The following is a 4,343-nucleotide window of genomic DNA, read 5'->3' on the forward strand; positions in this document are numbered from 1 at the left end:
CCCGCGCCCCTCGGTGTCGCACGCACCCCCACCGGGCACGCCGGCGTCGACGCGCGGCTGGAGCGGCTGGCCGAAGCGGACCACCTCGCGGCGGACGGCCACACCGAGGTGTACGAGGATGTACACCGTGGGCTGCGTGACGAACTGGCCGCGCTGGACGCGCGGCCCGCACCCGCACCGACGCCCGCGCACGACCTCAGGAGCTGAACCGAACGTGGCAGGAGTGGCACGTCGCCGTCTCGACGCCGAGCTGGTACGCCGCAAGCTCGCCCGCTCGCGCGAACACGCGAGCCAGCTGATCGCAGCGGGGCGGGTGACCGTCGGCGGGAACACCGCGACCAAGCCCGCCACCCAGGTCGAGACCAGTGCGGCCGTCGTCGTCGTCAAGGACGACAGCGACCCCGAGTACGTCTCGCGCGGCGGGCACAAACTCGCGGGCGCCCTCGCCGCCTTCGCGCCCCTGGGGCTGAAGGTCGAGGGGCGGCGGGCACTGGACGCGGGGGCCTCCACCGGAGGCTTCACCGACGTGCTGCTGCGCGCCGGCGCCGGCCACGTCGTGGCCGTGGACGTCGGCTACGGGCAGCTCGCCTGGTCACTGCAGTCCGATGAACGCGTCACCGTCAAGGACCGTACCAACGTACGTGAGCTGACGGTGGAGCAGATCGACGGCGAGGAGGTGGACCTGGTGGTGGGTGACCTGTCGTTCATCCCGCTCGGTCTGGTGCTGCCCGCCCTCGCGCGCTGCGCCGCCCCCGACGCCGACCTGGTGCTCATGGTCAAGCCGCAGTTCGAGGTGGGCAAGGAGCGCCTCGGCAGCGGCGGAGTGGTCCGCAGCCCCGAGCTGCGGGCCGAAGCGGTACGGGAGGTGGCGCGCCGGGCCGGTCTGCTGGGCCTCGGCGTCCAGGGCGTCACGGCGAGCCCGCTGCCCGGCCCGTCGGGAAATGTCGAGTACTTTCTGTGGCTGCGGGCCGGCGCACCTGAGCTGGATCCCGCAGACGTCGACCGTGCAGTGGCGGAGGGGCCCCGTTGACGACGCATGCGGCACAATCCGGGAACGCGGAACGCACCGTCTTCCTGCTGGCGCACACCGGCCGCCCGGCCGCGATCCGCAGCGCCGAGCTCGTCGTCCAGGGCCTGCTGCGCCACGGCATCGGCGTCCGGGTGCTCGCCGTGGAGGCGCAGGACCTGCCGCTGCCGTCGTCCGTGATGACGGTCACCGACGCGACCCCCGCAGCTGTGGACGGCTGCGAACTGCTGATCGTGCTCGGCGGGGACGGGACGCTGCTGCGCGGCGCCGAGATCTCCCGCGCCTCCGGCGTACCGATGCTCGGTGTCAACCTCGGACGGGTCGGCTTCCTCGCCGAGGCCGAACGCGACGACCTCGACCAGGTGGTCGACCGGGTCGTCACCCGCGCCTACCAGGTCGAGGAGCGGATGACGCTCGACGTCGTCGTGCACAGCAACGGCGATGTCGTGCACACCGACTGGGCGCTGAACGAGGCCGCCGTCCAGAAGGTCTCGCCCGAGCGGATGCTCGAGGTCGTCCTGGAGATCGACGGCCGCCCGGTGACCGGCTTCGGGTGCGACGGGATCGTCTGCGCCACTCCGACCGGGTCGACCGCGTACGCCTTCTCCGCGGGCGGCCCCGTCGTCTGGCCGGAGGTCGAGGCCCTGCTCATGGTGCCGATCAGCGCCCACGCGCTGTTCGCCAAGCCGCTGGTGACCTCGCCCGACTCCGTGCTGGCCGTGGAGGTCCAGCCGCACACCCCGCACGGGGTGCTGTGGTGCGACGGGCGCCGGACCGTCGAGCTGCCCGCGGGGGCCAGGGTGGAGGTGCGGCGCGGCGCCGTGCCCGTACGTCTCGCGCGACTGCACCAGGCATCGTTCACCGACCGTCTGGTGGCCAAGTTCGCGCTGCCCGTCCAGGGCTGGCGGGGTGCTCCGCACTGATTTCCGGGGGTGCTGCTCACACCCGCGTGAGTGAATCCGCGACCGGGGCCCGTCGCACACCGGGCCCCGGACCTCGTAAGGTCATGTCCGTGTTGGAGGAGATGCGGATACGGTCGCTCGGAGTCATCGACGACGCGGTGGTGGAGCTGTCACCCGGTTTCACCGCGGTGACGGGTGAGACCGGCGCGGGCAAGACCATGGTCGTCACGAGCCTCGGGCTGCTGCTCGGCGGGCGCGCCGACCCCGCCCTGGTGCGGATCGGCGCCAAGGCCGCGGTCGTCGAGGGGCGGATCACGGTGTCCCGGGGCGACGCGGTGGCGGTACGCGCCGAGGAGGCCGGGGGCGAGATCGAGGACGGTGCGCTGCTCATCAGCCGTACCGTCTCGGCGGAAGGGCGCTCCCGCGCCCATCTCGGGGGCAGATCCGTGCCCGTGGGAGTGCTCGCCGAACTCGCCGACGAGCTCGTCGCCGTGCACGGCCAGACCGACCAGCAGGGACTGCTCAAGCCCTCGCGGCAGCGCCAGGCCCTGGACCGTTACGCCGGGGGCGGTGTGGAGGGCCCGCACACCAAGTACGCGGCGGCCTACCGGCGGTTGCGCGCCGTCGTCACGGAACTCGACGAGCTGACCACCCGGGCCAGGGAACGCGCCCAGGAAGCGGACCTGCTGCGCTTCGGCCTCGACGAGGTCGCCGCCGTGGAGCCGCTCCCCGGTGAGGACACCGAGCTCGCCGCGGAGGCCGAGCGGCTCGGCCACGCCGAGGCGCTCGCCTCCGCCGCCGCCCTCGCCCATGCGGCGCTCGCGGGCGATCCGGAGGACCAGGAGGGCGTGGACGCCACCACGGTGGTCGCCGCCGCCGGACGGTCCCTGGACGCCGTGCGGGCGCACGACCCCGCCCTGGCCGCGCTCGCCGACCGGATCGGGGAGATCTCGATCCTGCTCGCCGACGTCGCCGGTGAGCTCGCCGGGTACGCCGACCAGCTGGACGCCGACCCGCTGCGGCTCGCCGCGGTGGAGGAGCGGCGTGCCGCGCTCACCGCGCTCACCCGCAAGTACGGCGAGGACATCACCTCCGTGCTCGCCTGGGCCGAGGACGGCGCTTCCCGGCTGGCCGAGCTGGAGGGCGACGACGACCGCATCGGTGAACTGACGGCGGAGCGCGACGCGCTCCGCAGCGAGCTCTCCGTCCTCGGACAGGAGCTGACCGACGCGCGGACGGAGGCGGCGGCCCGCTTCGCCGCGGCCGTCACGGAGGAACTGGCGTCGCTCGCCATGCCGCACGCCCGGGTCTCCTTCGCCATCCGGCAGACCGAGGCGCCGGACGAGGAGTCCGGCATCGACATCGGCGGCCGGAGCGTGCTCTACGGGCCGTCGGGCGCCGACGAGGTGGAGCTCCTGCTGGCGCCGCACCCCGGTGCCCAGCCCCGGCCGATCGCCAAGGGTGCCTCGGGCGGTGAGCTGTCCCGGGTGATGCTCGCCGTCGAGGTGGTCTTCGCGGGTTCCGATCCCGTGCCGACGTACCTCTTCGACGAGGTCGACGCGGGTGTCGGCGGCAAGGCGGCCGTCGAGGTCGGCCGGCGGCTGGCGAAGCTCGCCAGGACCGCTCAGGTCGTCGTGGTCACCCACCTGCCGCAGGTGGCGGCCTTCGCCGACCGGCAGCTGCTGGTCGAGAAGACGGTGGACGGTTCGGTGACCAGGAGCGGCGTCACGGTCCTGGAGGGCGAGGACCGGGTGCGGGAGCTCTCCCGGATGCTCGCCGGGCAGGAGGACTCGGAGACCGCCCGGGCGCACGCGGAGGAACTGCTGGAGACCGCTCGGGCCGACGGATAGCTCCCGACGGTCAATTCTGGGCCGCCCGCCTCACTCGTACGGGTGGGGTGGGCCGTCCCGTCCCCGGCGTGAGGACGGGAACAACGTTTCGGCGGTCCCGGAACGTGCGTACGGGCTGGCATTCTTGGCGCTGTACATTCCACCGACTCGGGATCCCCGGGGAGTCATCCAACGTGTCACAGCTGCGTACGGTCCAAGTCCTGGGCGGCGGTGCCGGAAGCAGCGCTCATGTCAGCTCGCTCGCCGCGGGCCTGGTCGCCAGGGGCGTGCAGGTCACCGTCTGCGCTCCGGCGGGTTCCGGCCGCGCCCACGGCCTCCACGCCACGGGTGCCCGTTTCGTCGCGGTGCCCCGGCGCAGTGACCCCGCGGCCGTCGCCGCACTCCGTACCGCCTGCGCCGGGGCGGACATCGTCCACGCCCACGGGCTGCACGCCGCCGTACGCGCCGGGATCGCTCTCAGCGGCCGGAGCACCCCGCTGGTGGTGACCTGGCACACCCGCGCCCATGCCGAGGGCGCCCGCGGCCGGTTGCTGCGGCTGCTGGAGCGGAGGGCCGCCCGCGCGG

The 4,343-nt window shown here is 73.8% G+C and carries 5 protein-coding genes; all 5 read left to right on the plus strand.

Annotation, left to right across the window (positions count from 1 at the left end; genetic code table 11):
* The coding region (locus tag VN520_RS09745; RefSeq protein WP_325746469.1) for a hypothetical protein at window positions 1-207 on the plus strand (207 nt) is incomplete at its 5' end.
* A gap of 7 nt (window positions 208-214) precedes the next feature.
* Entirely contained in the window at window positions 215-1,030 is an 816-nt protein-coding gene (locus VN520_RS09750) for a TlyA family RNA methyltransferase (RefSeq protein ID WP_325746470.1), read from the plus strand.
* Window positions 1,027-1,950: an NAD kinase gene (locus VN520_RS09755; protein ID WP_325746471.1), complete on the plus strand. Its 924-nt coding sequence runs from the start codon at window positions 1,027-1,029 to the stop codon at window positions 1,948-1,950. The genes VN520_RS09750 and VN520_RS09755 overlap by 4 nt, the downstream gene beginning before the upstream one ends.
* Before the next feature lie 83 nt (window positions 1,951-2,033).
* Window positions 2,034-3,779 (plus strand): DNA repair protein RecN, encoded by a 1,746-nt coding sequence (recN, locus tag VN520_RS09760; protein ID WP_325746472.1) that lies wholly within the window; start codon window positions 2,034-2,036, stop codon window positions 3,777-3,779.
* Window positions 3,780-3,952: 173 nt separating this feature from the next.
* A partial coding sequence (locus tag VN520_RS09765) for a glycosyltransferase family 4 protein (protein ID WP_325746473.1) occupies window positions 3,953-4,343 on the plus strand: 391 nt, incomplete at its 3' end.

Source organism: Streptomyces sp. (assembly GCF_035563135.1).
GTDB lineage: Bacteria > Actinomycetota > Actinomycetes > Streptomycetales > Streptomycetaceae > Streptomyces.